Annotated in this window: 24 protein-coding genes and 12 tRNA genes; 8 read left to right on the top strand and 28 right to left on the bottom strand. The window is 47.6% G+C overall.

Translation table 11 applies throughout. The features are described 5' to 3' along the window. Positions 1 to 31: 31 nt before the first annotated feature. Positions 32 to 868 carry a sporulation protein YunB gene (gene yunB / locus DMN77_RS14150; protein ID WP_082789887.1) on the bottom strand — a complete coding sequence of 279 codons (837 nt, stop codon included), beginning with the start codon at positions 866 to 868 and terminating at the stop codon, positions 32 to 34. A gap of 285 nt (positions 869 to 1,153) precedes the next feature. Between yunB and DMN77_RS14145 the strand changes: the two genes are divergently transcribed. Further along, positions 1,154 to 2,167, top strand: coding sequence for a carbohydrate-binding protein (locus DMN77_RS14145; RefSeq protein WP_068778024.1), 1,014 nt, complete (start codon positions 1,154 to 1,156; stop codon positions 2,165 to 2,167). A gap of 204 nt (positions 2,168 to 2,371) precedes the next feature. Here the strand turns inward: DMN77_RS14145 and DMN77_RS14140 are convergent, their stop codons facing one another. Both DMN77_RS14140 and DMN77_RS14135 read right to left on the bottom strand, forming a co-directional pair. Beyond that, positions 2,372 to 3,172, bottom strand: a complete 801-nt coding sequence (locus tag DMN77_RS14140; protein WP_179015575.1) for a TrmH family RNA methyltransferase — start codon at positions 3,170 to 3,172, stop codon at positions 2,372 to 2,374. Between the two features lie 23 nt (positions 3,173 to 3,195). Continuing rightward, the gene (locus tag DMN77_RS14135) at positions 3,196 to 3,870 is read right to left on the bottom strand and encodes a potassium channel family protein (protein WP_148466492.1); all 675 of its coding nucleotides are present in this window, start codon (positions 3,868 to 3,870) and stop codon (positions 3,196 to 3,198) included. A gap of 123 nt (positions 3,871 to 3,993) precedes the next feature. Here DMN77_RS14135 and sspI point away from each other — a divergent pair, with 123 nt between their 5' ends. After that, on the top strand, positions 3,994 to 4,227 hold the full coding sequence (sspI, locus tag DMN77_RS14130) for a small acid-soluble spore protein SspI (protein WP_068778025.1): 234 nt from the start codon (positions 3,994 to 3,996) through the stop codon (positions 4,225 to 4,227). A 99-nt stretch (positions 4,228 to 4,326) separates the two neighbouring features. Here the strand turns inward: sspI and DMN77_RS14125 are convergent, their stop codons facing one another. The 10 genes from DMN77_RS14125 to DMN77_RS14080 all read right to left on the bottom strand — a co-directional run bounded on the left by DMN77_RS14125 (position 4,327) and on the right by DMN77_RS14080 (position 13,614). Continuing rightward, positions 4,327 to 5,910, bottom strand: a complete 1,584-nt coding sequence (locus DMN77_RS14125; RefSeq protein ID WP_179015490.1) for a peptide chain release factor 3 — start codon at positions 5,908 to 5,910, stop codon at positions 4,327 to 4,329. A gap of 172 nt (positions 5,911 to 6,082) precedes the next feature. Beyond that, positions 6,083 to 7,636, bottom strand: coding sequence for a glucose-6-phosphate dehydrogenase (gene zwf, locus DMN77_RS14120; protein ID WP_179015489.1), 1,554 nt, complete (start codon positions 7,634 to 7,636; stop codon positions 6,083 to 6,085). Positions 7,637 to 7,845: 209 nt separating this feature from the next. Continuing rightward, on the bottom strand, positions 7,846 to 8,679 hold the full coding sequence (locus tag DMN77_RS14115) for a hypothetical protein (protein WP_179015488.1): 834 nt from the start codon (positions 8,677 to 8,679) through the stop codon (positions 7,846 to 7,848). 176 nt (positions 8,680 to 8,855) lie between these two features. Then, a complete protein-coding gene (locus tag DMN77_RS14110; RefSeq protein WP_068778029.1) occupies positions 8,856 to 9,518 on the bottom strand; it encodes a response regulator transcription factor in 663 nt (220 codons plus the stop codon). Then, on the bottom strand, positions 9,508 to 10,575 hold the full coding sequence (locus tag DMN77_RS14105; RefSeq protein ID WP_068778030.1) for a sensor histidine kinase: 1,068 nt from the start codon (positions 10,573 to 10,575) through the stop codon (positions 9,508 to 9,510). Before DMN77_RS14105 ends, DMN77_RS14110 begins: the two co-directional genes overlap by 11 nt. Positions 10,576 to 10,615: 40 nt before the next feature. Further along, positions 10,616 to 11,266, bottom strand: coding sequence for a cell wall-active antibiotics response protein LiaF (gene liaF / locus DMN77_RS14100; RefSeq protein WP_068778031.1), 651 nt, complete (start codon positions 11,264 to 11,266; stop codon positions 10,616 to 10,618). Between the two features lie 105 nt (positions 11,267 to 11,371). Further along, positions 11,372 to 12,073 (bottom strand): PspA/IM30 family protein, encoded by a 702-nt coding sequence (locus DMN77_RS14095; RefSeq protein WP_068778032.1) that lies wholly within the window; start codon positions 12,071 to 12,073, stop codon positions 11,372 to 11,374. A 1-nt stretch (position 12,074) separates the two neighbouring features. Next, positions 12,075 to 12,578, bottom strand: a complete 504-nt coding sequence (locus DMN77_RS14090; RefSeq protein WP_068778033.1) for a PspC domain-containing protein — start codon at positions 12,576 to 12,578, stop codon at positions 12,075 to 12,077. Between the two features lie 5 nt (positions 12,579 to 12,583). After that, positions 12,584 to 13,246 (bottom strand): PspA/IM30 family protein, encoded by a 663-nt coding sequence (locus DMN77_RS14085; protein ID WP_068778034.1) that lies wholly within the window; start codon positions 13,244 to 13,246, stop codon positions 12,584 to 12,586. A gap of 59 nt (positions 13,247 to 13,305) precedes the next feature. Further along, a complete protein-coding gene (locus tag DMN77_RS14080) occupies positions 13,306 to 13,614 on the bottom strand; it encodes a hypothetical protein (protein WP_068778035.1) in 309 nt (102 codons plus the stop codon). 424 nt (positions 13,615 to 14,038) lie between these two features. On the opposite strand from DMN77_RS14080, the gene DMN77_RS14075 reads away from it, so the two are divergent. The 3 genes from DMN77_RS14075 (at position 14,039) to DMN77_RS14065 (ending at position 17,650) form a co-directional block, all read left to right on the top strand. After that, positions 14,039 to 15,316, top strand: a complete 1,278-nt coding sequence (locus DMN77_RS14075) for an ArsB/NhaD family transporter (protein WP_068778036.1) — start codon at positions 14,039 to 14,041, stop codon at positions 15,314 to 15,316. A 543-nt stretch (positions 15,317 to 15,859) separates the two neighbouring features. Then, on the top strand, positions 15,860 to 16,354 hold the full coding sequence (locus tag DMN77_RS14070) for a cation:proton antiporter regulatory subunit (protein ID WP_068778038.1): 495 nt from the start codon (positions 15,860 to 15,862) through the stop codon (positions 16,352 to 16,354). Positions 16,355 to 16,807: 453 nt separating this feature from the next. Then, a complete protein-coding gene (locus DMN77_RS14065) occupies positions 16,808 to 17,650 on the top strand; it encodes a YitT family protein (protein ID WP_179015487.1) in 843 nt (280 codons plus the stop codon). A gap of 50 nt (positions 17,651 to 17,700) precedes the next feature. On the opposite strand, the gene nrdG is transcribed toward DMN77_RS14065, so the two are convergent. The 3 genes from nrdG to DMN77_RS14050 all read right to left on the bottom strand — a co-directional run bounded on the left by nrdG (position 17,701) and on the right by DMN77_RS14050 (position 21,479). Continuing rightward, positions 17,701 to 18,201: an anaerobic ribonucleoside-triphosphate reductase activating protein gene (gene nrdG, locus DMN77_RS14060; protein ID WP_256872394.1), complete on the bottom strand. Its 501-nt coding sequence runs from the start codon at positions 18,199 to 18,201 to the stop codon at positions 17,701 to 17,703. A gap of 5 nt (positions 18,202 to 18,206) precedes the next feature. Beyond that, positions 18,207 to 20,387: an anaerobic ribonucleoside-triphosphate reductase gene (gene nrdD / locus DMN77_RS14055; RefSeq protein ID WP_148466493.1), complete on the bottom strand. Its 2,181-nt coding sequence runs from the start codon at positions 20,385 to 20,387 to the stop codon at positions 18,207 to 18,209. A 153-nt stretch (positions 20,388 to 20,540) separates the two neighbouring features. Next, positions 20,541 to 21,479, bottom strand: coding sequence for a DUF1848 domain-containing protein (locus tag DMN77_RS14050; protein ID WP_267490875.1), 939 nt, complete (start codon positions 21,477 to 21,479; stop codon positions 20,541 to 20,543). Positions 21,480 to 21,716: 237 nt separating this feature from the next. Between DMN77_RS14050 and DMN77_RS14045 the strand changes: the two genes are divergently transcribed. The 3 genes from DMN77_RS14045 to DMN77_RS14035 all read left to right on the top strand — a co-directional run bounded on the left by DMN77_RS14045 (position 21,717) and on the right by DMN77_RS14035 (position 24,713). Next, the gene (locus DMN77_RS14045; RefSeq protein ID WP_179015486.1) at positions 21,717 to 23,675 is read left to right on the top strand and encodes an elongation factor G; all 1,959 of its coding nucleotides are present in this window, start codon (positions 21,717 to 21,719) and stop codon (positions 23,673 to 23,675) included. 115 nt (positions 23,676 to 23,790) lie between these two features. Next, positions 23,791 to 24,129 carry a MazG nucleotide pyrophosphohydrolase domain-containing protein gene (locus tag DMN77_RS14040; RefSeq protein ID WP_068778044.1) on the top strand — a complete coding sequence of 113 codons (339 nt, stop codon included), beginning with the start codon at positions 23,791 to 23,793 and terminating at the stop codon, positions 24,127 to 24,129. Continuing rightward, positions 24,126 to 24,713, top strand: coding sequence for an LOG family protein (locus DMN77_RS14035; protein WP_179015485.1), 588 nt, complete (start codon positions 24,126 to 24,128; stop codon positions 24,711 to 24,713). The genes DMN77_RS14040 and DMN77_RS14035 overlap by 4 nt, the downstream gene beginning before the upstream one ends. 165 nt (positions 24,714 to 24,878) lie before the next feature. On the opposite strand, the gene DMN77_RS14030 is transcribed toward DMN77_RS14035, so the two are convergent. The 12 genes from DMN77_RS14030 to DMN77_RS13975 all read right to left on the bottom strand — a co-directional run bounded on the left by DMN77_RS14030 (position 24,879) and on the right by DMN77_RS13975 (position 26,029). Continuing rightward, positions 24,879 to 24,958: transfer RNA gene (locus tag DMN77_RS14030), tRNA-Leu, on the bottom strand. An 18-nt stretch (positions 24,959 to 24,976) separates the two neighbouring features. Then, a tRNA-Arg gene (locus tag DMN77_RS14025) sits at positions 24,977 to 25,053 on the bottom strand. 14 nt (positions 25,054 to 25,067) lie between these two features. After that, positions 25,068 to 25,153, bottom strand: a tRNA-Leu gene (locus DMN77_RS14020). An 11-nt stretch (positions 25,154 to 25,164) separates the two neighbouring features. Then, positions 25,165 to 25,238: transfer RNA gene (locus DMN77_RS14015), tRNA-Cys, on the bottom strand. 10 nt (positions 25,239 to 25,248) lie between these two features. Further along, positions 25,249 to 25,323, bottom strand: a tRNA-Gly gene (locus tag DMN77_RS14010). A 9-nt stretch (positions 25,324 to 25,332) separates the two neighbouring features. Next, positions 25,333 to 25,404 (bottom strand) — tRNA-Gln (locus tag DMN77_RS14005). Positions 25,405 to 25,425: 21 nt separating this feature from the next. Then, a tRNA-His gene (locus tag DMN77_RS14000) sits at positions 25,426 to 25,501 on the bottom strand. 32 nt (positions 25,502 to 25,533) lie between these two features. Next, positions 25,534 to 25,607, bottom strand: a tRNA-Trp gene (locus DMN77_RS13995). 7 nt (positions 25,608 to 25,614) lie between these two features. Continuing rightward, positions 25,615 to 25,700: transfer RNA gene (locus DMN77_RS13990), tRNA-Tyr, on the bottom strand. A 3-nt stretch (positions 25,701 to 25,703) separates the two neighbouring features. Then, positions 25,704 to 25,779, bottom strand: a tRNA-Thr gene (locus DMN77_RS13985). Positions 25,780 to 25,799: 20 nt separating this feature from the next. Beyond that, positions 25,800 to 25,875: transfer RNA gene (locus tag DMN77_RS13980), tRNA-Phe, on the bottom strand. A gap of 77 nt (positions 25,876 to 25,952) precedes the next feature. Then, positions 25,953 to 26,029, bottom strand: a tRNA-Asp gene (locus tag DMN77_RS13975). Between the last annotated feature and the right edge of the window lie 20 nt (positions 26,030 to 26,049).

The raw sequence follows: 26,049 nt of genomic DNA, 5'->3' as shown, positions 1-26,049 counted from the left end.
ATTAGCTACGGACTCGCATCAGCCTATTCTTTTAATGCTGTGACGATTGTGTCGTATCTTGCCCGTCCCCCTGCCCCTCTGTCGAGGGGACGGTTCCTTCTATAGGCGAGTTGCTGCCCTCCTGAGGCTGCTGCTCGCCTGTTTTAGGAGCCGGTATTGCAATATTGGGCGCTCCCGCCTGATTGCCTACGGGATTGCCTTTGCTATCGTAGTAATACATCGGGACATCGCCGACAACGAGCAAGTACGAAACGGGAATTTCGGTCTCGACCGATTGCGGCTCCATATCAAATGGAACGACAACCGCCAGCTCCGCTTTAACTCGCAAATACACCTCCACCAGAATCATATTAATCCCGGCATCCTGTTTACGGGTGCTCAAATCGACCTTCACGTCCCCTTGCGGCTCAATCTTAATCGGGATTCGCGGTCCAAATGAAGCGAGAATCGGACTGCCTAGCGCTTGCCCCAGCGGAATCGTCTCCGATAAATGCGATACTTCCTCCAATGTGTCACGCACCGTTGCGATCGTATCCGATGTAATCTTCATGTGGGAGGAATAGTTCAACATGAATCCGGACACCTTCCCATTGCCATCCATCTTCCAATCGATCAATCGGTCGACTTGATCCGTATTCGCTACCTGTGAAGTAATCGCTTCATTGATCGCCTCCGTGGCCATCTGTTTCACACGGATACTGGCCAAATGCATAATCGGGCCTTTCATATGCTTCTCTACATAATTATAGAACTGCAAAAATCCGAATATAGTGATCACCACGATGATTAGCCACAACCACCGCCTGGTCCCAGACTTTCTTCTTGGCCGTCTCCTCCGGCTACGCCAACCCCTTCTGAATCGCAGCATCTCTCACCCTCCCAGCCAGCAGGCAACTTCTAGAGGTTTGTTGCTCAAGCCCGCTCTTGAACACACACTTCTATACAAGTTATGCCGGACCTGGCCAAAAAAGAAGGACTGCCCTTCAAGCCCGCACCACTATTTCTAATTAATTTCAAACTGATTATTGATATAGAAATCTACAACTAAAACTGTTATTTTTACTCATAATTACCTTTATTAGACCGATATAATGTGATAAGTTGTAAAACTTCAAGTCGCCAGCTAACAAACCATTGATCAGGAGGTAAGAATATGAATCAAAAAAGGTTAAGTTTGTTTCTTAAGGTTTTATCTCTTTTAGTCATTTTAGCCGTGTTTATTTCTACAGCCTTTCCCCCCTTACAGGCAAGTGCTGCCAGTAGAGGGGCCTGGGCTCCCAACACAGCATACGCAGTAAATGATAACGTTACGTATAACGGAAGTACGTACACCTGCCTTCAGGCCCACACCTCTATCGTCGGCTGGGAACCCCCTGTCGTCCCTGCCTTATGGGCGCAAGGAGGAGGTGGAACTCCCCCAACAACTCCTCCACCTGCCAATGGAGTGACATTCTATGCCGATATCAATTACGGAGGAGCAGCCATAACCCTTGGAGTAGGCAATTATACGCTGTCTCAGCTGAACGCGGCAGGCATTCCGAATGACTGGATGTCCTCGCTCAAGGTCCCTAACGGCTGGACTGTTGAGGTGTATGAGCACAATGACTTTGGAGGAACAAAATGGACCTTTACCGCAAGTTCTTCCTGGGTCGGCAGCGAGATCAATGACAAGATGTCATCGGTTAAAATTTATATTGGTTCGCCATCTCCTTCAGTGACAAAACCTGGCGAGGTACCAAGTCATATTTGGTCATACGTGATGGATGTAGATAATGCATATGGTAAAGGCGGGGATTTTGCCTTGTTACTAAGTGCGGTGATCAAGAAGGAGAGCAGCTTTGGAGCCGGCTTGCCTGGCAGCCCATCCGGGGGTGACGGATTAATGCAGGTGGAACCTAATACTCGCGCAGCCTATTTATCTCAATTCAGTTCTAAATTTGGTCATGCATATAATCATGGCAGTGAACTAGATCAGGTACGCCTGGGCGGACTCATCTTAAATGAAAAGATAGTAAGATTCGGCAGCATATATAATGGGCTATTACATTATAACGGAGGAGATAACTGGTATCCCGGAGCTACCGATTCTTATGGGCGCCCAATTCTCGCAGATCAATATGCCAATCAAGTGTACGCTACCTATAAGGGCTATGGCGGTAAGAACTAAGAAGAGCACTTGCAGCTTATATATGTTGCGACATTAGAAAATACGTAAAAAAATAAACTGCACCCCCCATTGTTAGACAACATCTAAGGATTGGAGGTGCAGTTTTCATGACTAAAACCGAACATATGCTCAACAGGCGGCCTAAATAAATATCGTCTAACTTCCTAAGGGCATTTTAGGATTGGGCTACCAAAGAACGGTTTTTTATTTGTTAAAATACCGCTGCCGCAGCCCTTCATACAACAGCACCGATGCGGCCATGGCCACATTAAGCGATTCCGCCTGGCCGCGCATCGGGATGATCAGTCCATCATCCATCAGCGCACGGACTTCTTCGCTCAGCCCGCCGCCTTCACTGCCGAACAGCAGCCAGACAGGGCCTGTGAAATCATATTCGTAGCAGTTCACCGCCGCCTGCAAACTAGTGCCGGCAAGACGAATGCCTCGTTCCTTGGCTTGCGGTAAAATTTCCGCTAACCGATCTCGCAAAATCGGCAGATGAAATAACGACCCCATCGTGGAACGAATCACCTTGGGACTGTAAATGTCAGCGCTCCCTGAGCCGACAATAACACCATCGGCTCCCACGGCATCCGCCGTACGAATAATTGTACCAACATTGCCGGGATCCTGGACTCCGTCGAGCACCACCACAAGGCTGCGATCCTTGTTCAGCAGCGACTTCATCTGCACCTGCTCATCCGGCTTGCGCAGAACGGCAAATACCGGCTGAGGCGTCTTCGTGTCGCTGCATTTGGCGATTACCGCCGCTGACACAGCGATCCAGCTCACATCAAGCCGCGCTGCCGCTGCCGAAGATAATTCCGCCGGAATGCCGTTCTCCTGCTCATAACAAATACACTCTATGTCCGCACCTGAACGAAGCGCCTCCTGCACTAAATGGATGCCTTCGATCAGGTATTTATGCTGCTTGTCCCGCTGCTTCTTCTCAAGCAGCAGGGCCCACTCTTTCACTCGGGCATTTTGCGGCGATAAAATTTCCATCATATTTATTTCATCCTAACCGATCAAGATTCTGCATAAGCCAGTTCCAGCTTCGTAAGATCATTCTTCTGCCCTACGATAATCAGAATATCGCCTTCCTCAAGACGGTCATCCGCTGTAGGTGAAATATTCATCTTCGTGCCCCGTTTGATCGCCATTACGTTACAGCCGAATTTGGCCCGAACGTCCAGTTCCTTCAGGTTCTGACCGAGCATGCCGGAAGTCGCCCGCATCTCGGCGATACTATATTCATCGGATAACTCAATATAGTCCAGAATATTAGGTGAAGTCAGATGATGCGCTACTCGAAGTCCCATATCTCTTTCCGGATATATGACTTTATCGGCTCCGATTTTGTTCAGCACTTTACCATGCAGCTCGTTCTGCGCTTTTACAACGATCAGCGGTCCCCCGAGATCCTTTAATATTAGAGTCGTGAGAATACTAGCCTGGATATCCTGGCCAATCGCCACAACCACGACATCAAAATTTCGGATACCGAGCGCTCGCAGCGCTTCTTCATCCGTAGAATCAGCGGATACCGCATGTGTTACAATATTGGATACAGCCTGGGTTCTTTGTTCATTCGCATCGATTGCAAGAACATCGAATCCCATGCCACTAAGAGCACTCGCGACACTAAGACCAAATCTTCCCATACCTATTACGGCAAATTGTTTCTTTTCTGTGCGTGCCACTATTTTCACCCCGAAATTTTGGATTCGATCTAGTATACCATATTCGATTCAAAACTTGAATTTATACAGGCCGGATCGGGAACATTAACCACTGGGCCTATACTATTTCAAGGAGGGTTCTCCATGTCAATTATGCTTGATCTGCGTCAGGCTGTCATTCACAAGGTACATGGCAAGGACAAGGAGGGGCTGCGCGAGATGATTGAGGGTTCCATCGACGCTCAGGAAGCAGCGCTGCCCGGGCTTGGTGTCATGTTCGAGATCATCTGGAAGAACATCGATCAGACCAAGCAGGATGAATTGCTCGCCATTCTCAATCAGCAGCTTGCTCAAATGGAAATAAAGCCTTTGAAATAAGATGGCTGCCCCATGTATAGAACAAGCCTTTACTAACCGAAATTCGGCCAAGTAAAGGCTTGTTCTATATAACGTTGTTGCAAGCTTTTTAAAGGTTGCTTACGGAGCAGTCTCCTGGAACTTCGCATCCGGATTTTTCTCCATCGCGGTACGCATCGCATATTCGTTCTCGAACAAGGCCACATAGTTGCCTTTCTTATCCGTTACAAGCGTTGAATTAATCCGGAATTTGGACGGGTCCACCTTCTCGGCAACGATCCAGCGTGCGAATTGGAATGGCATACGCTGTAATTGTACATCCACCCCATATTCATTTTTCATTCTGTACTCGAACACCTCGAACTGAAGCTGTCCGACGACGCCCAACAGCGTATCCTCAAACCCAACGGTTGTGAATACTTGGATCGTCCCCTCTTCGGTCAGCTGGTCAATCCCCTTCTGGTATTGCTTATGCTTCAACGCATTCTTTACAGTAACTTTGGCAAATATCTCTGGTGAGAAGGTCGGCATCTCATCAAAGACAACGCCCCCGCCCTGGCTTAACGAATCCCCAATACGGAAAATACCCGGGTCAAACAGACCGATAATATCGCCCGGATAAGCCTCGCTCACAATATCCCGGTCCTGAGCTAAAAATTGCTGTGGCTGAGAGAGCTTAATGTCCTTGCCGGTTCTCATTTGCTTCACCGACATACCTCGTTCGAATTTGCCGGATACAATACGCAAGAAGGCAATCCGGTCACGGTGAGCCGGGTTCATATTCGCCTGGATCTTGAATACATAACCCGAGAACTTCTCATTTGTAGGCTCAACGGATCCATTCGTGCTGCGACGCGGCTCAGGCTTAGGTGCCAGCTGCAGGAAATTCTCCAGGAAGGTCTGAACCCCAAAGTTATTTACCGCACTGCCGAAAAACACAGGAGTAAGCTGCCCATTCTTAACCTTCTCCAGATCAAATGGGTCTCCTGCTACATCAAGCAGCTCCAGGTCCTGGCATAGCTGATCATGCAAATATTCTCCAGCCATCTCACGGATGAGTGGATCATTGTAGCCTTCGACCTTCTTCACTTCAATATGATCGTGATCGTCTCCCTGGAACAGCTCCACCTGATTCTTCATCCGGTCGTATACACCGCACAGCTCGCGTCCGGAGCCGATAGGCCAGTTCATCGGTACAGAACGAATACCTAGAACCTGTTCAATTTCCTCCATCAGATCAAACGGACTGCGTCCTTCACGGTCCAGCTTATTAATAAATGTAAAGATCGGGATTCCCCGCTTGGCACAGACCTGGAACAACTTGATGGTCTGCGCCTCGACGCCTTTGGCCACGTCGATCAACATAACGGCGCTATCGGCAGCCGTTAATGTCCGATACGTATCCTCACTAAAATCCTGGTGACCGGGCGTATCCAGAATATTAATGCGGTGTCCTTTATAATCAAATTGCATCACGGAAGAGGTTACTGATATCCCCCGCTGCTTCTCAATCTCCATCCAGTCGCTCGTTGCATGCTTGCTTGCCTTACGCGCCTTAACCGAGCCGGCTAGACGGATCGCTCCTCCGAACAGCAGCAATTTCTCCGTTAAGGTCGTCTTCCCGGCATCCGGGTGGGAAATGATAGCAAACGTTCTGCGTTTGTCCACTTCCTGCTGCAGCTCTTGCTCCAATGCTTTGCTCATTCTCACTTTCCTCTCGCTTCACAAATTCATGCCTTTTATTTTAACATATTTTTTTATGCAAGTACGCATATTCCTTCACGGACATTTGGCAAAAAAAGACGCACCAAACTGTTTTTCGTTTGGCGCGACTCTCTATATAGCTTATTATCGTTAAATCCGGGATCAGATATACTTACTGCTTGATCCAGATTACGTTGTCTTCTTCCTGTCCGTTCACCGGCCACCAGTGGAATCCATCCAAAGCAAGCAGCTCATCGGCCTGCTCAGGTCCCCATGATCCTGCAGGATACATTTGGATGTCAGACGGGTTCTGGCCCCAAGCGGAAGCGATGCGATCCACGAAGGACCAAGCTGCAGCTACTTCATCCCAACGGGTAAAGTAAGTGGAATCGCCATTGGCCGCATCATAGATGAGGCGTTCATAAGCCTCAGGCGAGTTGATGCCTACCTGACAGCTCTGGCAGAATTCCATCGCGAATGGCTCGATCTTTGACTCTGCCCCCGGCTTCTTGGCATTGATCTTGATATAAATGCCTTCCATCGGATTAACGCGGATGACGAGCAGATTCGGCTCAAGATTATGCTTCTGGCCCAAGTATACGTTCGTTGGCATTTGTTTGAATTCCACCACGACTTCCGTGGTCTTCACTGGCAGACGCTTGCCGGTACGAATATAAAACGGCACCCCAGCCCAGCGGAAGTTATCTACAAATACCTTAGCCGCAAAGTAAGTTTCTGTAGTGGATTCCGGATCTACTTTGTCCTCTTGACGATAGCCCGGCATCTCCTTGCCTTGGCTCTCTCCGGACTTGTATTGACCACGAACGACATGAGCCTTCACGTCTTCTTCAGACTCATATGGACGCAATGAGCGAAGCACTTTAACCTTCTCATCGCGGATATCCTCTGGATACAGGCGGCTAGGCGCCTCCATAGCAATCATCGTCAGCATTTGCAGCATATGGTTCTGACCCATATCACGCAATGCCCCCGCATGATCGTAGTAGCCTCCACGCTCTTCCACGCCGACCGTCTCACTCAGCGTAATTTGCACGTTGGCAATATGTTTATTGTTCCATAATGGCTCGAAGAAGGAATTCCCGAAGCGAATAACTTCGATATTCTGAACCATCTCTTTGCCGAGATAGTGGTCAATCCGGAAGATCTCCTCTTCCTTGAACACTTGGCTTAATTCTTCGTTCAGCTTCTGAGCAGAGCTCAGATCGTAGCCGAACGGCTTCTCGATCACCAGGCGATGCCAGCCTTCGCTGGCAAGCATGCCGCCCTTCTTCAGATTGAAGGATACGCTGCCGAACAATTCAGGAGCGAGCGCGAGATAGAACAAGCGGTTACCCGGTATATTGAAGCGGTCTTCCACGGATTCCGTTAAATCCCGCAATTCATGATACCCATCGATATTGTGAATATCCAGCGATTTATAAGAGAAATGCTCCGCAAACTTCGTCCAAGCCTCAAGGTCAGCCTCTTTGACTTTGTAACGGCAGAACTCTTGAATGGAACGATATAGATCGTCCCGAAATTCTTCATGAGTGCGTGGTCTCCGGGCAACGCCGATAACTGCAAAATCCTCAGCCAGCTTCCCTTCGCGATACAGCGAATAGATAGCAGGAAAGAGCTTACGACGCGCCAAGTCCCCAGTAGCACCAAAAATAAAAAATACCGCTCCCGGTGTCTGAAGTGATTCTAGATTTTGATTTTCAGTCATGGCTCCTCATTCTTTCTATATATTATAGTGTATATTTATACAATTCCTATCAATACCATCACCTTACAAGGCATGACTAGGTAGTGATGTAATTTTAGCACATTAACGCGAAGGTTGCCATCACATTCATATCAAAAATTGTTGGGTTTCCTGAAAATTCATCTAATATTAATCTAACATTAATTTTAAGTTCATCTTATACTTCGTTTTTAATATTCTACCGTAAGCAGCGGGGATCCAAAGGAGATTTCCTGCTCGCCGGTGTCCACATTATAATGCACTGCCATCTGAAGGGAGACATTGTAATCTCCGCTGCGGACAGATATCGGCAGTCCTCCAGCTTCATAGGAGCGGCTTATCGTCTGCGAGTCTTCATCAATATACTCTTCAGCTTTATGAAGCTTGAATGTGGACCCTGTCTGCTGTTCAATCTTATTCAATAACTTCTGAATCGAGTTGCCTGAATACTCAGGTGACTGAGCATCCATCCTCAGGCCTTTGGTAAAACCGGAAGCTACGGAACCTTGCAGAGCCGCATTCCAGTTCACATCGACCCCCTCATCCTGAAGCGAATGGCCATAAATGGTCTGCAATTCACGGAAAGCATCAGCATTCGCACGAGCATCCCCTTCCATGAGCAGGATGACATAATAGGAGGTCCCTCCCTCTTCGGGCATAACAGACAACTTTGAATAGACGCCGCTATTAGAACCCTGGGCGTTGTAAACGGTATGGCCTTGGACCTCATTCTCCTCCGGTATGGACAATCCAAGCCTGGCGGTTAGCGCATAAGCAGCCTCGCCAGGCTCAAGCAGCGAATTCCATGTTCCCTGCCATTTCACAGTGGCATGCAGCTTTCCCTCCGATGAATTCTGTGCCAGTGCAAGTACGCTCTTCCATTGTTGATCCGCCGCATCCACTTTATTCACCTTGCTTTCATCCCGTCCAGCAAAGCCAATTATCATTATAATAAGTGCAAAACCAATCATAAAGAAGCCAAAACGCTTCAAAATATCAAGTCCTGCTCGTTCTCTTCCCGGCATCTTAAATCCCCCGATTCTGGAATCTACTAATCTATAAATCTAGGATTCCCTGCCAGAAAAGATTTATACTCGCATAAGCTGTTCTATGTATCACTCTTTTATACAGATTGTCCCTCAAACCAAAAAGACCCGGCTATATGCCAGGTCCTTGTTCACAAGGATACAGATGGTTTTATTTATTCTGCAAGCCCATTCTTGTAGGCATAGATTGCCGCCTGAGTGCGGTCATCTACACCGAGCTTGGCCAAAATATTCGTAACATGGAATTTGACCGTCTTCACACCAATGATCAGATCATCGGCAATTTCCTGATTGGACTTGCCCTGTGCCAGAAGCCGGAGCACATCCATCTCCCGATCCGTAAGATCTTCATGGGCAGGCGTCTCCGCCTTCGGTTGTCTCAGCCGGTTCATCATCTTAGAGGCCACCTGCGATTCCAACACAGACTGCCCTCTGGCGGCTGCCCGGATCGCTTCGGCAATCTCCGAAGCGCGCGACGTCTTCAGCAAATAGCTGAAGGCTCCCGCTTCAATAACAGGGTACATCTTCTCATCATCCAGATAACTCGTCAGCACGATGACTTTGCAGTCCGGATACAATTTCAGCAGTTGTCTTGTTGCTTCAATTCCATCCATCCCCTCCATCACAAGATCCATCAGAACCACATCGGGCTTATATTCCTGAGCGAGACGGATACCTTCTTCCCCGCTGCTTGCTTCTCCGACAACTTCGATTCCATCTTCGGTTCCCAGCACGGCGGCCAGCCCGATCCGCACCATCTCATGGTCATCGACTAGCAGTACCTTGATGTCTCTTTCATTGTCTATCTCATTCTCCATGCTGCTGATCCTCCCCGTTCTCTTCGTTCATTAACGGAATTGTGATTTCTATACGAGTACCTTTGCCCGGAGCGGTGATAATCTGGATTGAACCTCCAACCTCAAGCACCCGCTCCTGCATAGTTGATAAGCCGTAAGAGGCTTGCTTCTTGTCATCGAGCTGAAAGCCCGCCCCATTATCCCTTAATGTGACCTTGACGACATCCCCCCGCCGATGGATACGAATTTCCATCTTGTCGGCCTTGGCATGGCGCATCGTATTCGACATTGCTTCCTGAATAATGCGGAACAGATGATTTTCGATCCCTTTCCCGAGATTAAGCCCTTCGTCCATCTCCAGCATCAGCTCAATCGGCACTTTCGCTTTCAGCTCGCTAACGAGCTCCAGCAAGCCCTGAGACAATTGCTTGCCCTCTAGATATACCGGACGCAGATGCAGCAGCAATGCCCGCATCTCGGACTGGGCTACGGAAGCCATCTCCTCAATCAGCTCCACCTGACGCCTGGCTTTTTCGAAATCCCTATCCATGGTCCGTCCTACTGCCGTAGCGGTCATAGATATGGCGAATAACTGCTGAGAGACTGCGTCATGAAGCTCACGAGCCAGACGCTGGCGCTCCTCGACGATCGCTGATACACGGGCTTGCTCGGCAAGCTGCGCATTATGGGTCGAGAGACGCTGCAAGGAGGATACCTGCTCCTCCCAGCGCTTGCCGATTCGTACAAGCTGCTCGCCCAACTGTCCGATCTCATCCTCACCTAACTCCGGAACGGTCCCGGTCTGGTTCCCCTTCTCCCATTGCAGCAGCGCATTGCGCATCGTATCTACTTTTTTCTTATACTTGTAGCCTTGCCAGAAGCCGTATACCGAACCCAGGCTGATCAATAGCGTCAGCAGAGTAAGCCCTGCCATAATCGCTTTCTTCCAGGAATCGGTCAGTTGGAAATAACCATATGTATACAGAACATATAGAATGACCGCTAATAAAATAAAACAGAAGAGGATCCCTCCGCGCATACTGCGTGAGACCATACTGACAGGCTTTTTTCTCTTCATGCGGCGTAGATCCTCTCTTTCGAAATTTAATGCAACCTCTTTAAGATAGACGTATATCAATATCTCCTATAATGTAGGAAATCATTATTTTCACTTTTTGTTCACAGACATCATAGTTCGGCGATCTCCAGTTCACCCGATTAAATATACCTGTGCGACGCTCCTGTCCCAATTCGATTTGTCCGAACAGTACAAAAGCTTCGATCTCGATTCCATATCCCTCAAACAAGCTCATATCAATGTCCCCAACAACCCCTTGGAACATCAATACGTTATGAGAACCTTCCACAATGGCCAGCGACAGATCAATATCCAATTCGCCAAGAATATGCCACATGCTTGTATTTTGTAATACCCAGGGATCACGATCCCAATGGACGGAAGAAGTGATATTCTGTCTTTGCGTATAGCTGCCATGTGGCTGAACCTTACGTACCTTCGCATAATAAAGACCAAGTGAGATCATCAGGATGGCAACGACCAGCATGAAATTGTTGAGCAGGATCAAACCGACACCAATGGCAAGCAGGATATATCCTGTTTTCGTTTCTTCTCCTTGACGGACCTTATAGATGCCGTATCCCAATAAGAAGAGCGCAACAATGGTAAAGAAGCTTAGCCCTTTCCCGAATATCATCATGACGCCGAGCACAATCAATCCCGCGGCTAAGAGTCTTTTTCGCTTATCCATGTCGCACCTCCTGCCGTTCTAAGAGTTGGAAAAGCCATAAGGTATATTCTACCGTATGGCTTCACCACGTCTAGCATAACATATTGTCCATAAGACTTGTAGCTATTATTCAGCGCTATCCTTACCCGCTGGGGTTGTGTTGAGTTTAGCTTTCAAGGCTTCCAATTGAGCATCTACCTTCAATTGCTTCTCAGCATCTGCAGGATTTACATAAGTCGAGGATGGATCTCTGCGGTATACTACGCCAGCGACTTCAGCTTCTGCTTCCAACTGCATGATCTTCTCTTCCATACGTTGGAAACCAAGCGATGCGCCGCCGCTGTCGATCGAATGCAAGCTGCTGACCTGTGACATTTGCTTTCTTGCTTTAGCCATTTGAGCACGGCTTACAAGCTCATTGCGTTTGTTGCGCAGCTTGTAGAACTCATCCTTCATTTCATGAAGCTGTTCTTTCAATTCAGCAGCGTGCGCTTCAGAGCTGGCATGCAGTTGGCTGAATTCCACTTGCTTCTGATCATAATGAAGCTTCTCTTCCAGCAATCTGCGGGCAACTTCCTCTTGACCATTCTTCAGGGCAGCTTCCGCTTGAGCTTCTCTCTGTGCAGAGATGCGTACAGCTTCTTCCAAGCGCTGTTTCATTCTGCGTTCATCAGCCATTTGCTTGGCTACTGTCACCTCAGCATCACGGATTTCCTTCTCCATGTCACGCAAATACTGATTCAACATGACAATTGGATCTTCCACCTTATCGAGCATATCGTTAACCGACGCCTTTGTGATATCCTTAATTCTTTTAAAAACTCCCATTTTACAAATCTCCCTTCTCATATTTGGAGACCTTCTTGCGAAGCTCCTCGATTTCTTTTTTCATTGCCTTCATCTCAATGTCTTCCATCATAGAGTCCAGATCCGAATTGCCGCGGTTCGCGGAGTTCACTCCTGGACCGCTGAACTGTCCGGACGGACCGTTATAAAAGTTGCCGCCGTTAGGCCGGCAATTCCCGCCAAAGCTGCCTCCATACCCTCCTGGACCGCCTGGTGCTCCTCCACCCGGACCGCCGAAGCCGCCGTTGCCGTAACCACCACGCTGCTGCCACCCGCCGTTAAAATACGGGTCATGAGGAATATAAGGTTCTTTCGATATGACCAGGGAAGCAATCAGATAGATCATGATCGTCGTCCCGCCCGTAAAGAATACACTGAAGATCATTATTACTCTAAGTAGAGCAGGACTTATTCCAAATTTTTCACCTAATCCGCCAAGCAGACCGGTGAACCATCTGTCACGTCTTGAGCGGTACAATCTATCCATACGTCTCACTCCTCTCCCTTGTCTTGCAGCTTCTGCTTCAGACGGGAGAGCTCTTCATCCAGCGTAGAGTTCGCTTGGCTTACGAAATCTTGTCCTGTCTTGCGGAGTTCGCGAAGACTGCGGGCTTCCCATTCCATATCGGACACCCGATCCTCCAAGCGATTGAACATCTTGGGCACATCCTGTGTTCCGAAGCCATTCATCCGCTGATTCATGCGCTGCTGCAAGCGAAGTGTTTCCATTCTTGCAAAATAATATTGTCTCTTGCTATAGACTACCTGATATTCGGTCTTTAATTCATTCAACTGACTCTCAAGATCTTGCAGGGACTGCCGGCTTTGTTCATACAGGTCGGCGTACTGGGTAATTTTCTCTTCATACAGCATCTTCTCCTGCAATGCGAGCTTAGCCAGATGTTCCTCCTCAGCCTTGAGGGCAAGCAGCGCTTGTTCTTCGCGTTTATCGCGCATCACTTTAGCTTGATCAACCTGCTGCTTCAATTGTTTGGTGTGGCCGGCATATTGATAATGCAATTTCTCTGCCTCAGCTATCTCCTGGCGAGTCTCAATCAGAAACTGATCGATCAATCTGACCGGATCCTGTGACTCCTCCAACCATTCATTCAAATTCGCTAATGTAATATCCCGCACTCTACGAAACACGCTCATGGCTTTCCATCCCTCCTATACGATCGGTCATTCGTTCGTAAGTAAATTCGTTATTCATATCAATATCCATGGTTCCCTCTAAGTAAGGAGACACCGTAGATGATAATACCGATACCGATTGCCGGTACGATCAACCAGGCTAATTTAGAGATCAAGGACAGGATCCCGAAGAACAGGACGATCCATCCAAAAAATGCATTTCCACGGCGGATTCCATAATACCCTAGTGCAATCATCGCTACTGCGAACAATATTCCGAACAAGCCGCCAAGCACACTTCCCAGAAGCGGAGACAACTTGCCGAGCAGGATCAAAGCGCCCAGAGCAATAAGTATTACCGCAAAACCATTTGACCGGTTGGTTCTCATTTCATATTCACCGCCTTTCAAATTGATTAACCTTATGTCTATATTGTAGGTGGAATCAAGCTTTCTCAAAACGGACCGCGGACGGTTCTTTATACTAGACCTAAGTCGGGGACTCAATCAGACCTTAGAGAGGCAGCTCAACAAGCTCGCTTTGGATCGCGGGGAACGCACAGTTATGAATTCACAGTCTCCAACACGATTCGAAATTCTGCAAATTTCATATTTACATCCAAAACGATTTATAATAGAATAAACAGCAGTGCAATTTGTACAAAGGATTCATTACAACTTAAGACGACAGTTAACGGAGGAGCCTGCCATGTTGCGGGCTCTTTTTTTGTCTTTGAAATCCATTCTCTGGATAATACATCCTTCATGTGGAAAAATAACGGCAATCCTATCTGTCATCGTTTAGGAGGAAAATATGGAACATCAAGCTATATGGGCCATCGGTATATTCTTGCTCACCTATGCGCTCATCATTTCAGAGAAGGTTCACCGTACCGTAATCGCCATGATCGGCGCCGCACTCATGCTCATTCTCGGTATTATTAATCAGGATATGGCGATTCATCACATCGATTTCAATACACTTGGGCTATTGATCGGCATGATGATTATCGTCAATACGATGGCCGAGACAGGGCTTTTCAATTATATAGGAATCTGGACGGCCAAAAAGGCTAAGGGCAAACCCGTAATGATACTGTGCTTATTAATGATTATAACAGCCGTGGGCTCTGCTTTTCTTGATAATGTCACGACCATCATTCTTATGGTACCGATCGCCTTCAGCATGACCCGCAAGCTCGAGATTAGGGCATTCCCTTATGTGTTCTCGATGATTATTGCATCCAATATCGGGGGAACAGCGACCTTAATCGGTGACCCGCCTAATATTATGATCGGAAGCGCAGCTAAAGAATTGACGTTTATTTCCTTCATAATGAATCTTACACCGGTAGTCATCTTTATCATGGCCGCCACGATTCCATTAATTACTGTTATTTTCAAGAAGGGGATGACGACCTCTGAGGAGAACCGCAAAGCTATCATGAATATGAAGCTGGACGACCTCATTACGGATTCCAGGCTCATGATAAAATCACTAATTGTCCTGGGCCTGACCTTATTAGGTTTCTTCTTGCATCAGAGCTTGCATCTTGAGTCAGCAACAGTAGCCTTAACCGGTGCTTTTCTGCTCCTGCTTCTAACCGGAGAACAGGTCATGGAAAGAGCGTTCCAGTCTGTGGAATGGCCGACGATCTTCTTCTTCATTGGGTTATTTGTGCTTGTTGGCGGGCTGGTTGAGACGGGAACCATCAAGCTGCTTGCAGAGCGTACCGTAAATCTGACGGGCGGAGATCCGCTGCTTAGCTCTATGTTAATTCTGTGGCTCAGCGCGATCGCTTCCGCTTTTCTCGACAATATTCCATTTGTAGCCACGATGATCCCGATGATTCAGGATATGGGCAACATGGGGATTTCCAATCTTGAACCATTATGGTGGAGTCTTTCGCTGGGAGCATGCCTTGGCGGCAACGGCTCACTAATCGGGGCCAGCGCTAACTTGATCGCAGCCGGAATGTCAGCCAAAGAGCATGAGCCCATCAGCTTTATGAAGTTCTTGAAGTACGGTTTTCCGTTTATGCTGTTGTCAATCGTGATATCGAGCGTTTACATCCTGCTGAGGTATTTTTAGCTACTCTTTTCTTTTGTGATATCAGGCGTTTTATGCTATCTTTAAAGTACCTAGCTATCAAAAAGGGGGGGCAGCCGTGACGAGGAGCAATAGAGGAAATGTCGCAATCATTTTTCTGATTTGTCTCGCCTTGATCATGTCTGTCTCTCTTGTTAATTACTCGGGAGAAACGGCCCCCGAACAGGGGCAGCATCAAAAGTCGGTCTATAAGCATATTTATAAGACGAACCATCCTACCCGACATTTTGTAAGAGCCAGTACTTTTTTCCCGAATAAACTTCCTCTCGAGAAGGCATTTGTTCAATTTCTCCTGGTACTGTCAATTGCGGCATATTATTTGCTGACCATACCTAGAGATTCCTTTCGACCGCTTTTCTCTCTGCGTCTCAAGCGCACCCTGTTAGCACCAATTAAATTTACCAGCAAGTTTGTAGCTTAAGCACAAGAATCCTTGCCGATTTGTTGCCTGTAACAATTCCGAGGGATTTATGGCTATATGCTTTTCCTTATTTGTCATTTTTATAACTGGAGGCCTGAAGTAAAATGAATCTCAAAGAAACGGATTTGCCCGGAATCGGTAAAAAATTCGTAGTCGAAACCAAAAGCGGTGATAAGCTTGCCATTATTATTCATGATGACGGCAGACGTGAAGTGTTCCATTATGACAGAGATGACCATGACGAGATTAACTCGCTGGTTACGCTTAACGATGATGAGGCAAGATATGTATCAGCCATTATTGGTGGAATAACCTATAAACCGACCGCTCTCGAAAATATCGAAGTTGCTCTTGGTGATCTTATTATTGAATGGTACAGACTTGATCCTCAATATAAAGCGATCGGTAAGACGATCGGTGACCTGCGCATTCGCCAGCGCTCCGGAGCCACTATTATCGCGGTGATTGAGAAGAACCACTCCAAGCACATCAATCCAGGCCCGGATTTACTGCTTACTTCGGACGCATTGGTAGTCGTTCTTGGCGAGCGTCTTCACCAGCAGCAGATTAGACAGATATTATTGAGTGGAATTTCATGATTTAGAGCATATAGCGGATTTAAAGTCAGGTTGGCGTATAGAGAACCTTGGGCTATCGCCAGCCTGAAGTTCATCCGGCAGATCAATCCGTATCAACATTTTTCTCCAGTTCCATTACTGTAAAAGTTGTAGCAGATCTCAAACGGACCGTCCATCCGGCAACGGAGAAAGTGCTTGGCATGTCATGTTTGTAGATATTATCCTCGCGCTTGTTTCCGTTCTGTCCGGCCCTTGTCCTTGTCCTCAGCGTTTCCTCGTCGCTCTGCGGCGTTCTTTTATCGATTAATATTTTCCATGGGCAATATGTTCACAGACTTGATGTACCCTATCACCAACGCCTGGTCTAACAAAGCATACTTCAGGAAGAGAACCTTCCTTCCTAAACCGCTGCTTTTCGGATAGCATTTTATCACTATCTCGCCAGGCAATACGGTTTGGAAAGGGGAAATGAACTTGAACGGCAAATTCACGTTATTCTCTCCTGTGAAGCGACAGCTTCACACCAGAGTTCCCGACTCCCGGCGGCTTACGAGGGTATTGGGTGTCATTGCCGGAGCGTTGCTCGCTTCTATCGGCCTGGAGCTATTCCTGATGCCACACGGAATCATCGTAGGCGGAATGACCGGACTATCGGCATTACTCGCCTTTTACACAGAGATGAGGCTTGGCCTGTTCTTATTTCTGCTTAATCTGCCGCTGCTTATGCTGCAGCGCTGGAAGCGAATCGGCGGCTTCACATCTCTATCCATCCTCGGGCTGCTCGTGCTCTCGCTCGGATCATTTATGCTCCATCCCTTCCCTGCGCTTACCAGTAACCCCGTTCCGGCTGCACTCGCTGGCGGATTATCATTGGGCTTTGGGGTCGGAATCGCCATTCGCTTCGGTGGGGCTCTGGATGCTTCGGAGAAGCTATTCGATTGGCTACACTGCAAATTGCCAATCTCGACAGAGGCAATGATCTGGTTGTTCAACTGCCTTATATTCATCAGTGCCATTTGGCTGCTTGGCTTTGAACAGGCAACGCATTCCGTTATCGCTTATATTTTCGTATTTGAATCGGTCAAACTATCGCTCCGCGGTATCAGGCTGCATGTCTCTGTAATGATCAGCAGCCGTAAAAGCGAAGAAATTCGGCAAGAGATCGCACTTTATTTGAACCGCGACCCAAGCTATGAGGAACCGTCCTCGGGTCAGGAGGCTGTGCTCCATTGCAAATGCCATCGCTGGGAGCTCAACCGTCTCAAATCCATTGTCAAAAATTGCGATCCCCATAGTGAAATCACGATCAAAAGCTAATTAAGAAGCCGCTCTCTCCATTGATCACGGAAAGAGCGGCTTCTCCTTATTTATTCATATGAAATAGCTTGCCCCGCCTTCAGGCTTTCCTGAATATGAATGACTCGCTGATTGTTTGAACCACGCCACTTCAGCTTCAAATTTCGCTCTTCCAGTATAAATTTGCCGTCGACCAGAACATCGCAGTCTGACAGCAGCTTTAGCTTAGGGGCATCCGCAACAATCTCCTCGAAGGTATACCCGGACCAGATCCAAATATCCTTACCCGGGCATTCGCGGCGGACCCTTGAGATTAACGGGGACAGGCCTTCCACATTCTGAAAGGGCTCGCCTCCTAATATGGATAGCCCCGCTATCCTCACATCCGGCATATTCAAATCGGCGATGATCCGATCCTCCAGCTCCTTGGTATAAGGCGTCCCGTAGTTAAAATTCCAGGTAGCCGCGTTGAAGCAACCCTTGCAGTGATGCGTACATCCCGAAGTAAACAGCGAATGGCGCAGCCCTTTTCCATTAATGACATCAAACTTCTTATAATCAGCAATATACATAGCCATCACATATGCTTAACACGGGACAGAACTTCCTTCTGTTTACCGACGTTGAACGGGCGTTGGCTTGGCTCCGATAAATAACCGCAGCAGCGCCGGATGACGGATGAAGTTTTCGGGTTGCTATTGCCGCAGTTCGGACATTTGAATCCGCTGTTAGTCGCTTCGAACTCCCCCTCATAGCCGCATTCGAGACATTTGTCCGTTGGTGTATTGGTCCCGAAATAAGGCACTCTTTCATAGGCGTAATCCCATACGGCCTCCAATGCTTCCGGATTATTCACCAGGGAATCGAACTCGCAGTAAGTGATAAAGCCGCCGTTTGCATGCTGCGGATACACCCGCTCGAATTCAATCTTCTCGAACGGAGTCACTTTCTTATTTACGTCAAGATGGAAGGAATTCGTGTAATACCCTTTATCCGTCACGCCAGGAATTACACCGAAGTTCTCCTCATCCAGCTTGCAGAAGCGATAGCATAAGGATTCCGCGGGGGTTGAATACAAGCTGAAGCCGTACCCCGTCTCTTCCTTCCACTCCGCTGTTTTACGACTTAAATATTTGACGATCTCCAAACCTTTGGCACGGAGCACTTCATCTTCAAAGATAGATCTGCCGTATAGGGCCATCATCGTCTCATGAATACCGATATAACCAAGCGAAATGCTAGCCCGGCCATTCTCCAGCAAGTGATCGATCGTATCTTCCGCATGAAGCCGGCTGCCCGCCGCCCCCTCCATGTACAGAATCGGAGCCACCTTGGCCTTAACCCCTTTTAGCCGCTCAATCCGATAGAGCAGCCCTTCTTTACAAGCCTCCAGCAGCTCGTCCAGAAGCCGATAGAATTTCTCCTCCGAACCTTGAGCACGGATGGCAATACGAGGTAGATTAGCGGTCACAACCCCCATATTGAAGCGTCCGTCATGCAGCAGCTCTCCATTCTCCTCATATACCCCCAGGAAAGAACGACAGCCCATTGGAAATTTGAAGGAACCCGTAATCTCCTTCACTTTCGGAACAGATATAATATCCGGATACATGCGCAGCGTGCTGCATTTCAAAGCCAGCTGCTTAATATCGTAGTTAGGATCGCTGGGCTTCAAATTAACGCCATCCTCGATAGCAAAAATCAGTTTCGGGAAAATAGCCGTCTTCCCGTCCCTGCCCAGACCGCGGATCCGGTTCTGTAGAATAGAAATCTGAATCTGACGCTCAGCCCAAGACAAGCCGCGGCCAAAGCCAAACGTGCTGAACGGGGTCTGCCCATTAGCGCTCACGAGCGTATTAATCTCATATTCAAGAGATTGAAAGGCATCAAAGGTCTCTTTTTCCGTCAGCTTCTTCGCATAGTCCAGGCATCGAGGGTATTTCTCGTGCAATTTTTCATTCTCCCAAGAGATATCGAGCTCGTTGATCTCGGACTCCTCCAGCATATATAGCCATTCCAATCCCTTGCGATAGTGCTTCTTGAAGGATTCCAGGACATAAGGCGCCAGAATTTTATCGATTTCATTAATCGTATTCCCACCATAGATGTGGCTGGCTACCTGGGCAATAATCTGCGCAGTAATCGCAGTCGCTGTAGTAATTGATTTTGGCGTCTCGATCTGAGCGTTGCCGAGCTTGAAGCCATTCTCAAGCATCCCCTTCAGATCGATCAGCATACAATTGTAGATTGGAAAATACGGGCTGTAGTCCTGATCATGAAAATGCAGATCACCGCTATTATGAGCTTCAACCACCCGTTTAGGAATCATGTAGGTCTGAGCGAAATCCTTGGCCATAATTCCGGCCAACAAATCGCGTTGCGTCGGAATCGTCGCCCCGTCTTTATTGGAATTCTCCTTCAGCACCTCTTCATTCGTCAGCTCGAGCAATCCCAGCACCTTCCGATCCAGGCTGCTGCGCTCGCGCCGCTTCAAGGTTCTGACCTCACGATAGGCGATATATGCCTCAGCGACGTCTTTTCTTCTACTATTCATAAGTGCAGACTGAACTTCATCCTGAATATGCTCAATGTCTACTTTATCGAGTTTGGAGATCTTGTGCGTCACCTTGTCCGCTAATTTATGTGCAAGCTCCAAATCTACCTTCTTCTCCGTATTGTTCATAGCTGCGCAAATCGCATCAATAATTTTCTGTTGATTGAACGCAACCTCTGAACCATCTCGCTTAATTACTAGCATTTCGTTCATCCTTCATACAATTTTTTTTGTAAAACCCTCCTGCTAAGGGGCCAAACCAACGATTTTCGAATATGCCCAGAGAGTATAACATAACGAAAAAATTTGTACGGTGATGCTGGACACTTGACAAGCAGCCTTGAAGGAATTATCGAATTAAGATTTTCTGATATCAATCTCTTGATCATACTGATAAATTAGGGACGGACTGTCGGGATTATGGTGCTTCAACGTCTTATCCACCGCTTGTTCGCTTTGCACCGCATAACAGTAAATACAATTAAATTTGCAGGTGTTGTATACTCCAACGTCCACCGATTCGACACATTGACAGGCTCCCCGTTGGTTTTTGTCCTTCCTGGCCTGAATATCGCTACCAAGCAGTCCGGAAATCAATTCTCCATCTACACAACTCCCATGCTGAATACCGCAATGCGCCAGTTCAACAGCCTCAGCGCAGGTCTCGACCTGCATTCCGTTAGCATTACCAATGCGGCTGATCTGCTGTGCTATCTCTTCAAGCTGCCCTTGATATTCGGGTTTCGTTATATCCGTAAAAGAAACATCATTTAGGCCGGGCTGCTTCTTGATTTTATTCTCCGTCTTCCCATAGAAATCCATAAAGCTGATTACTAGGCGATGAGTATACGAGTTCAGTTGCCGGGCCAGAGCTTCAATCCGCTGCAGATGATATTCCACTGGCGTTAAGCTGCTAATAATAATGGGGTCATAACGCCATATTACCCGGTTGGAACCAATTTGCTGGCTTAGCCGTTTGAATACCTCCACCCTGTTGTCCAGCGTCGGAAGATTAGGCTCGAATTCAGACGGATAATCATTTAACGTGAATTGAAAGTAATAGCTATAACCCTTGTCATCCAGTGTAGGCAGATGCTTCAGAAAAGGCCGCGGATTTTTCGTCCAGAACACGATTATGTCCACATCCTCTGGCTTCAGGCTAAAGCCGCTGACCTGCTTGGTATTGAACGGATTCACCCTGTAGAAATAACCTTCTTCTATCCTTTTCATGAACCAATCTCCAAAAAAAGCGGGAATATCCGTCCTTCTGCTGGCGCTGATGATCAATCCGTCCACCTGCCTTCCTCTAAGTTCTATTTCCTTATTCTACGTGTTCTCACATTCCGAAAACAACTATAACTAAAGTTTCCATTCATAATTTACATTAATTCACATGCTATGCAATTAAAATATTAGAAATGATGCTACACTAAATTCAACCTAAATAAATGGAGGCGTTGTACATGCGGCAATTCAAAAATGATATGACGAAAGGAACATTCTATCCAATGAATATAATAGTGAGGTTATATCATGAAAACGATAAATATAGGGGTACTGGCCCATGTTGACGCTGGAAAGACGACTTTAACGGAACGTATTCTGCTTGAAACCGGCATTATTAATGCGGTTGGCTCCGTAGATAAAGGGAACACAATAACGGATTCCCTGGAACTTGAACGGAAAAGGGGAATCACCATCAAAGCTTCTGCGGTATCCTTCTGGGTCGGCGACGTAAAAATCAACCTGATCGATACACCGGGTCATGCCGATTTTATATCCGAAGTAGAGCACTCGCTCAGTATCCTGGACGGGGTAATTCTCGTCATCTCCGCGGTTGAAGGGGTACAGTCGCAGACCAAAGTGCTGATGAACACATTGACCGATCTGGGAATCCCGTCGATGCTGTTCATTAATAAAATGGATCGCCTCGGTGCCAATTACAGCAAAGTAATAGAGGAAATCAAACTTTCCCTTACGGATGCGGTTATTGAGCTAACGCAAATCAGTAATGAAGGTTGCCCTGACGTTGCAATAGCAGATCGCCAGATAGACATAGATGTATGGATCGAGCGCTTATCCGCTCATAATGAGCGTCTGTTATCCAATTATATCGAGAATGTAACGGTTCAGGACAGTGAGTTGTTTACAGAATTATGTGTGCAGACACAGGGGGCCCGGATATTTCCCGTGCTTGCGGGCTCTGCTGCTCTAGGGATCGGCGTTGACCGGATATTGCAGTATCTTCGGCAATTCTTCCCGGTGAACCTTCACCATGAAGAACATGAAGAAGGTCCCCTTTCTGCTATTGTCTTCAAAGTGGAAAAGAGTATCACCGGTGAGAGGTTGGCTTATATCAGGGTCTACGAGGGCTTCCTGGCCATTCGCAGCGAAGTTGACATCATTCGAACAGATGCGGAAGAGAAATTCAGCTTTAAAATCAAAAAGCTCGAAACCTTGGAGCTCGGGGGAAGAACATCAGTCTCCTGCGTGTACAGCGGAGATATAGCTGTGCTGTTCGGTTCGGATTTACGGATCGGGGATATTCTCGGACAGCGTTCTGATCGGATAAAGGTCATTGCCTTTCAGGAACCACCGATCCGAATCCAGATTGCCGCTCGGCAAATCGAGGACACTCATCGCCTGCATGAGGCACTAGAGGACCTGACCGCAGAAGATCCTTTCATTCAATACGCGCAGAACGCTGTAACTCGCGAAATGAGCATCAAAATTTTCGGAGATATTCAAAAAGAAGTGATTGAAGAAACTTTAAAAAGTGAATTTGGGATTGAAGCGAACTTCTCCAATCCCGAAGTCATTTGCATAGAAAGACCTGTATCCACAGGGTCTTCTGTTGAATTTATCGGCGAGGCAGGCAACCCCTTCTACGCCACGATAGGCTTTCGAATTGAGCCCGGCGCCGCCGGCACAGGACTGCAATATCGCCGGGAAGTAGAGCTCGGCTCGCTGCCCCTGCCGTTTCAAAGAGCGATTAAAGACACCGTTGAAGATACACTACGTGAAGGACTGCATGGATGGGAAGTAAGAGATTTGGTCGTTACGCTGACACAGACGGGATACTCCAGCCCGGTGACAACCGCTGGCGATTTTCGTAATCTCGTGCCTTTAGTCCTGATGGAGGCTCTTGATGAAGCAAGTACGCTGGTTTATGAGCCTTACCACAACTATTTTCTGCGTATTCCGGAGTCCAGCTTGAATAAGGCCCTATATCATTTAACTAGGCTGCAGGCCACATTCTCCGATCCCATCCCGGAACCTAACGGATATAGCCTGCAGGGAGCCCTTCCGGTGCGTAATACTGACTCGCTGAAGCAGATATTGTATTCTTTTACAGGGGGTGAAGGCTTTCTCTCCACTAAGCCGGGAGAGTATTATCCCATCGAAGGCGCACCCCCGGAAAAATCCAGAAGCCGTCCTAATCCGCTGAATCGGAAGGCATATTTGCTTCACATTCATCGTATTATCCAGTGACCCCTCCTCTACTTGCTCATAAATCATTTATTGCTTCCAATTTGAAGTAATAATAAGATATACTGAAAAGGGAACATTCGTTCCGAATGTTAGTCTTTTTAGTGGAGGTTCTGAAGTGGATATAACTGAATTTCAGCAATGGGTGAAGCAGCATTATAAGGACAGAGGCTGGTCCGATCTGGACATCTTCGTACGCATCGGCTTCCTTGCAGAGGAGACCGGAGAGGTGGCAAGAGCCATTCGGGCATTGGAGATCGGCAGAGACCGGCCGGATGAAATCGAAGGCACATTCGAAGAGAACCGACAGGAACTGATCGAGGAATTAGGAGATGTGCTCGGTAATTTAATGATTATTGCAAACAGATACGACATCTCTCTGGAAGAAATATGTCTATCCCATCAAGCCAAATTAAAAGGCAGATATTCAAATGAAGGAGAGAAAGCCGAACTATGAAAAGTATAGCAGTATATTGCGGCTCCAGTATTGGAGCATCCCCGGTGTATCAAGAGGGAGCACGGGCGTTAGGTTATGAACTGGCGGAACGCGGCATTGCATTGATTTACGGCGGCGCAAGCGTCGGGCTCATGGGTGAGGTAGCCAGCTCTGTCCTTGAAAAAGGCGGACGTGCGATAGGAGTTCTCCCAAGCTTCTTGCAGGACCGTGAGATCGCTCATACGACTTTATCAGAGCTGATCATCGTGGATTCCATGCACGAGAGGAAGGCAAAGATGGCTGAACTGGCTGACGGCTTTATCGCCCTGCCAGGGGGTCCCGGAACGATGGAGGAATACTTCGAGATCTTGACCTGGGGACAATTAGCATTGCACCATAAGCCATGCGGGCTTCTAAACATCCATCATTATTACGACTCCCTGATCGCTCTGTTCGATCATATGGCCCAAGAGAGATTCATGCACGATAACTATCGCTCCATGGTCATTACAGATACTACCCCAAGTGGTATTCTGGACCAATTCGCAAACTATACCCCTCCGGCGGTGAAGACCTATCGGATGGATCAGCGGGCGAGAAGCTAGCTTATATTAGATTCAGCTGTAACTTCTTCATCGTATAAGTAGCTCCCGAAAGCATCCAAGTCAACGGTATGCTTTCGGGAGTATTTTGCAGGGATTATTTATAAGAAGAACAAAAACGGGTTTATAAAACTGCTCTTAAGCAATTTTATAAACCCGTCTGTGTGATGCCGGTGAAGGGACTCGAACCCCCACGGTTTCCCTCACGATTTTGAGTCGCGCGCGTCTGCCAATTCCGCCACACCGGCACATTTAATTTAGTTATATGGCGCGCCCTAAGAGATTCGAACTCCTGACCTTTTGATTCGTAGTCAAACGCTCTATCCAGCTGAGCTAAGGGCGCATGAGTTCAAACAGTGCGGAAGACCAGACTTGAACTGGTACGATAGTCACCTACCGCAGGATTTTAAGTCCTGTGCGTCTGCCGATTCCGCCACTCCCGCAAAAAAACAAATGGAGGCGCCACCCAGATTTGAACTGGGGATAAAGCTTTTGCAGAGCTGTGCCTTACCACTTGGCTATGGCGCCATAATATAGATGGAGCGGACGACGGGAATCGAACCCGCGACCCTCGCCTTGGCAAGGCGATGCTCTACCGCTGAGCCACGTCCGCATATAAATACTGGGGATATAGGATTCGAACCTATGAGTGACGGAGTCAAAGTCCGTTGCCTTACCGCTTGGCTAATCCCCAATAATATTCATTTAATTGAAATGGGGCGATCGATGGGACTTGAGCCCACGAGTGCCGGAGCCACAATCCGGTGCGTTAACCCCTTCGCCACGACCGCCATAATAAATATTCTTTTCTTTTTTTGAAAAATGGCAGGGGCAGCAGGAATTGAACCCACACCAAAGGTTTTGGAGACCTTTGTTCTACCTTTAAACTATGCCCCTATATAACTGGTGGAGGCTGATGGATTCGAACCACCGAACTCGTACGAGAACAGATTTACAGTCTGCTGCGTTTGGCCACTTCGCTAAGCCTCCACGTGGTGCCGGCGAGAGGACTTGAACCCCCAACCTACTGATTACAAGTCAGTTGCTCTACCAATTGAGCTACACCGGCATTTGTCATTATTTATGTTATGGTGGCTCGGGACGGAATCGAACCGCCGACACGAGGATTTTCAGTCCTCTGCTCTACCGACTGAGCTACCGAGCCAAATAATAATGACAGTAACAAAAATTATATCATATTTTGTTGATAAATCAATACTCTTATTCCGTAATTAGAAATAATGGCGGAGCCGACGGGATTCGAACCCGCGGTCTCCTGCGTGACAGGCAGGCATGTTAGGCCTCTACACCACGGCTCCACACTATAAAATTAAAGCTA

The sequence above is a fragment of the Paenibacillus sp. 79R4 genome (assembly GCF_013393165.1).
Lineage (GTDB): Bacteria > Bacillota > Bacilli > Paenibacillales > Paenibacillaceae > Fontibacillus.
This window is presented reverse-complemented; position numbering and strand designations above follow the sequence as displayed.

Coding starts and splice junctions, on each gene's coding strand:
- DMN77_RS14075 (WP_068778036.1), top strand. CDS start 14,039: ATGGAACATCAAGCTATATGGGCCATCGGTATATTCTTGCTCACCTAT.
- liaF (WP_068778031.1), bottom strand. CDS start 11,266: ATGGATAAGCGAAAAAGACTCTTAGCCGCGGGATTGATTGTGCTCGGC.
- sspI (WP_068778025.1), top strand. CDS start 3,994: ATGTCAATTATGCTTGATCTGCGTCAGGCTGTCATTCACAAGGTACAT.
- DMN77_RS14125 (WP_179015490.1), bottom strand. CDS start 5,910: ATGAGCAAAGCATTGGAGCAAGAGCTGCAGCAGGAAGTGGACAAACGC.
- DMN77_RS14090 (WP_068778033.1), bottom strand. CDS start 12,578: ATGGATAGATTGTACCGCTCAAGACGTGACAGATGGTTCACCGGTCTG.
- nrdG (WP_256872394.1), bottom strand. CDS start 18,201: ATGTATATTGCTGATTATAAGAAGTTTGATGTCATTAATGGAAAAGGG.
- DMN77_RS14045 (WP_179015486.1), top strand. CDS start 21,717: ATGAAAACGATAAATATAGGGGTACTGGCCCATGTTGACGCTGGAAAG.
- DMN77_RS14105 (WP_068778030.1), bottom strand. CDS start 10,575: ATGAAGAGAAAAAAGCCTGTCAGTATGGTCTCACGCAGTATGCGCGGA.
- DMN77_RS14140 (WP_179015575.1), bottom strand. CDS start 3,172: ATGGAAATTTTATCGCCGCAAAATGCCCGAGTGAAAGAGTGGGCCCTG.
- DMN77_RS14095 (WP_068778032.1), bottom strand. CDS start 12,073: ATGGGAGTTTTTAAAAGAATTAAGGATATCACAAAGGCGTCGGTTAAC.
- DMN77_RS14070 (WP_068778038.1), top strand. CDS start 15,860: ATGAATCTCAAAGAAACGGATTTGCCCGGAATCGGTAAAAAATTCGTA.
- DMN77_RS14080 (WP_068778035.1), bottom strand. CDS start 13,614: ATGAGAACCAACCGGTCAAATGGTTTTGCGGTAATACTTATTGCTCTG.
- nrdD (WP_148466493.1), bottom strand. CDS start 20,387: ATGCTAGTAATTAAGCGAGATGGTTCAGAGGTTGCGTTCAATCAACAG.
- DMN77_RS14145 (WP_068778024.1), top strand. CDS start 1,154: ATGAATCAAAAAAGGTTAAGTTTGTTTCTTAAGGTTTTATCTCTTTTA.
- yunB (WP_082789887.1), bottom strand. CDS start 868: ATGCTGCGATTCAGAAGGGGTTGGCGTAGCCGGAGGAGACGGCCAAGA.
- DMN77_RS14085 (WP_068778034.1), bottom strand. CDS start 13,246: ATGAGCGTGTTTCGTAGAGTGCGGGATATTACATTAGCGAATTTGAAT.
- DMN77_RS14110 (WP_068778029.1), bottom strand. CDS start 9,518: ATGGAGAATGAGATAGACAATGAAAGAGACATCAAGGTACTGCTAGTC.
- zwf (WP_179015489.1), bottom strand. CDS start 7,636: ATGACTGAAAATCAAAATCTAGAATCACTTCAGACACCGGGAGCGGTA.
- DMN77_RS14035 (WP_179015485.1), top strand. CDS start 24,126: ATGAAAAGTATAGCAGTATATTGCGGCTCCAGTATTGGAGCATCCCCG.
- DMN77_RS14115 (WP_179015488.1), bottom strand. CDS start 8,679: ATGCCGGGAAGAGAACGAGCAGGACTTGATATTTTGAAGCGTTTTGGC.